Origin of the sequence: Salinivibrio sp. MA427 (assembly GCF_001996115.1) — a bacterium.
GTDB lineage: Bacteria > Pseudomonadota > Gammaproteobacteria > Enterobacterales > Vibrionaceae > Salinivibrio > Salinivibrio costicola.
Map to the genome: position 1 here is coordinate 1 of NZ_MUFH01000314.1, position 2681 is coordinate 2681.

Here is a 2681-nt window from a genome sequence, read left to right on the forward strand (position 1 = left end):
CTTATAATCTTTATAAAGAGCACGGCATTCGTCGCTACGGCATGCATGGTACCTCTCACTTCTTTATCGCCAATGCGGCCGCTGAGCAACTTGGCAAGCCTGTCGACGAAGTGAACATCATCAACTGCCACCTTGGTAACGGTGCGTCAGTATGTGCGATTAAAAACGGCAAATCGGTCGATACTTCAATGGGCATGACCCCATTGGAAGGCTTGGTAATGGGCACCCGCTCTGGTGACCTAGACCCAGCGATTATCTTCCACCTGCACGATGCACTCGGTTATAGCGTTGAGCAAATCAACACCATGCTTACCAAAGAGTCTGGCCTGCAAGGCTTGACCGAAGTGACCTCTGACTGCCGCTTTGTTGAAGATAACTACGGCGAGAAAGAAGAAGCAACACGTGCAATGAACGTGTTCTGCCACCGTCTTGCCAAGTACGTAGCCAGCTACACCGCGACCCTCGACGGCCGCCTGGACGCAATTGTCTTCACCGGCGGTATCGGTGAGAACTCAGGCCCAATTCGCGAATTGGTACTCGAGCGCCTAGCTCTGCTGGGTGTTGAGGTCGATAAAGAGCGCAACCTGAAAGCCCGCTTTGGCGGCGAAGGCGTGATCACTACCGACGCAAGCCGCGTGCCTGCGATGGTGATTTCAACCAACGAAGAGTTGGTGATTGCGCAAGACACTGCGCGCCTAACTGGCCTGTAAGACCATTTCCAACGGCTGATTCCACTCAGCCGTTTTTGTATTCGTGCCGGACCATCCGGCACGCCAACCAGATAGTAAGAGGAAGTCAACGTGTCCCGTACTATTATGCTAATTCCAATCGGCTCCGGCGTCGGCCTGACAAGTGTCAGCCTTGGCGTCATGCGAGCGATGGAGCGTAAAGGCGTCCGCGTCTCATTTTTTAAACCGATTGCTCAGCCACATCACGGTAGCGACACTGACGTCACCGATCTGACGACGGAAATCATTCACGCCAACAGTGATATGAGAGTCGCCGAATCGATGTCAATGAACCAAGCCGAAAACCTGCTGCGCTCGGATCAAGAAGATGTGCTGCTCGAAGAAGTGCTCGCGCGCTTTACTCGTGCCACTGAAAACGCAGAAGTTGCGCTCGTCGAAGGCTTGGTCACCACACGTAACCACCCCTTCGCGAACCAGATCAACTACGAGATCGCGAAAACACTGGATGCAGAAATCGTGTTTGTGACCACCCCAGGCACTGACAACCCTGCCCAGCTTAAAGAGCGTATCGAGTTTGCCTGCACCAACTTTGGTGGCAGCAAAAACGGCAACATTTCAGGTGTGATCATCAACAAGCTTAACGCGCCTGTTGATGATGCAGGTCGTACGCGCCCTGACCTGTCAGAAATCTTTGACGAAGCGGACGGCGCACGTCCAACTAACGTTGAAGTGATGCAGATTTTCAACTCCAGCCCAATCCGTGTACTGGGTTGTGTGCCATGGAAAATCGACCTGATCGCGACCCGTGCTAGCGATATGGCCAAGCACTTGAACGCCACCATTATCAACGAAGGCGAAATTCACTCACGTCGCATCAAGAGCATTACCTTCTGTGCGCGTTCAATCCCTAATATGGTTGAACACTTCCGCCCAGGCTCCTTGCTCGTGACTTCGGCTGACCGCCCTGACGTGATCGTCGCCGCGTGTCTAGCTGCGATGAACGGCGTAGAAATCGGTGCCTTGTTGCTGACCGGTGGTTATGCCATCCCTGATCAATTAAAAGCCCTGTGTGACCGCGCGTTTGAAACCGGCCTTCCGGTATTTACCACTGCAGGTAACACCTGGCAGACGTCGCTCAATCTGCAAAGCTTTAGCCTTGAAGTGCCGGCTGACGATAAAGCCCGTGTTGAGTTTGTGAACGACCACGTTGCTGGCCACATTGATGGCAACTGGATTGAATCACTCAGCTCAGGGTCGAACCGCGAACGTCGCCTCAGTCCACCCGCATTCCGTTATCAGCTGACCGAGTTTGCACGTCGAGCCGCTAAGCGCATTGTGCTACCCGAAGGTGACGAGCCACGCACCATCAAGGCCGCCGCTATCTGTGCCGAGCGTAAAATTGCCGAGTGTGTGCTTTTGGGTAACCCAGAAGAAATCAAACGCGTTGCAGAGCAACAAGGCGTGACCTTGGGCGCTGGCGTAGAAATTATCGATCCGGTAAAAGCACGCGATAAATACGTGGCACGCTTGGTCGAGCTGCGTAAGAGCAAAGGTATTACCGAGGTCATTGCCCAAGAGCACCTCGAAGATACCGTGGTACTGGGTACCATGATGCTAGAAGCGAACGAAGTGGATGGCCTGGTATCGGGCGCGGTTCACACCACCGCTAACACCATCCGTCCACCGCTGCAAATCATCAAAACCGCACCGAACGCTTCTTTGGTCTCATCAGTATTCTTTATGCTGCTGCCTGAGCAAGTGCTGGTATACGGTGACTGTGCGATTAACCCGGATCCAAATGCTGAACAACTGGCTGAAATCGCGATCCAATCTGCCGATTCTGCCGCGGCATTCGGTATTGAACCTCGCGTAGCGATGATCTCTTACTCGACCGGTAGCTCAGGCAAAGGGGCAGACGTGGATAAAGTCCGCGAAGCCACCCGTCTTGCCCAAGAGAAGCGTCCTGATCTGATCATCGATGGCCCACTGCAG

The 2681-nt window shown here is 53.7% G+C and carries 2 protein-coding genes; both read left to right on the forward strand.

Annotated elements, in window-relative coordinates; all coding sequences use genetic code 11:
* Positions 1–710 (forward strand): acetate/propionate family kinase (locus BZG79_RS13790; RefSeq protein WP_199877902.1); only part of this gene is annotated, 710 nt, incomplete at its 5' end.
* A 105-nt stretch (positions 711–815) separates the two neighbouring features.
* Positions 816–2681: phosphate acetyltransferase (gene pta / locus BZG79_RS13795; RefSeq protein WP_077774688.1), on the forward strand; the 1866-nt coding region annotated here is incomplete at its 3' end.